The sequence below is a fragment of the Epilithonimonas hispanica genome (assembly GCF_003385395.1).
Taxonomy (GTDB): Bacteria; Bacteroidota; Bacteroidia; order Flavobacteriales; family Weeksellaceae; genus Epilithonimonas; species Epilithonimonas hispanica.
The window spans coordinates 1-726 of record NZ_QNUG01000130.1; the positions used below are offsets into that span (position 1 = coordinate 1).

Consider the following 726-nt stretch of genomic DNA (forward strand, 5'->3'; position numbering starts at 1 on the left):
ATAACAGCATTAACTTTCATTCAGTTTGTAAATGTTTTTGTTTTCAATAGAAAAATGAATAGACTTAAAATTGAATTAATTTAATAATGCACTACGAGTATATATAATAATTTGCACAATGATTGAAAACACTGCTATGAATAGCTAAGTTTTCGTTGCGTGCGAAGCACGAACAATGAAAACCTTGTTGAACGGAAGCTTCGGCAGCTTTTGGTTGGGTATTTTCCCACACTATGGGTTTATCGACAAAAGATTTTTAGAGATACAAGAGACTTTGAGAAGAGTCTCTTTTTTTGTGGGTGATTTTGGCGAGTTTTTCTTGGTTTTATCGTGCTTTCCTTCACGTAGGGTAACATTTCCCTTACCCAAATCCGCTAAAATGCAGATTTAGGAGCAGGTAAATTTCGGCTCATCTCCAAAAACCAACTTGGCGGACCTCGAAGATCGAACGTGGCAATCGTCACAAGATTTCCAACTTTACAACAACTACATTTCGGCTGAAAAGCTTTGGGTGGAAGCTTTTCCTTGGGCTGAATACCTAAATTTTGTTGCAGATTTTTAAGCTTGATACGCTTCCAGGTGCTGCTCAAAAAACCATAATGACGGATTTTTACAAATCTTTTGGGCAAAATATGCATCGCAAATCTTCGGATAAACTCCTCGTGGCTTAAAACCATCTGCTTTTTGATGCCTTTTTGGCGGTAATCTTTGTAATCGAACGTTACA

The 726-nt window shown here is 37.2% G+C and carries 1 protein-coding gene; it reads right to left on the bottom strand.

Annotated elements, in window-relative coordinates; genetic code table 11:
* Positions 1–374: 374 nt before the first annotated feature.
* A partial coding sequence (locus DRF58_RS18190; protein ID WP_185144559.1) for a transposase occupies positions 375–726 on the bottom strand: 352 nt, incomplete at its 5' end.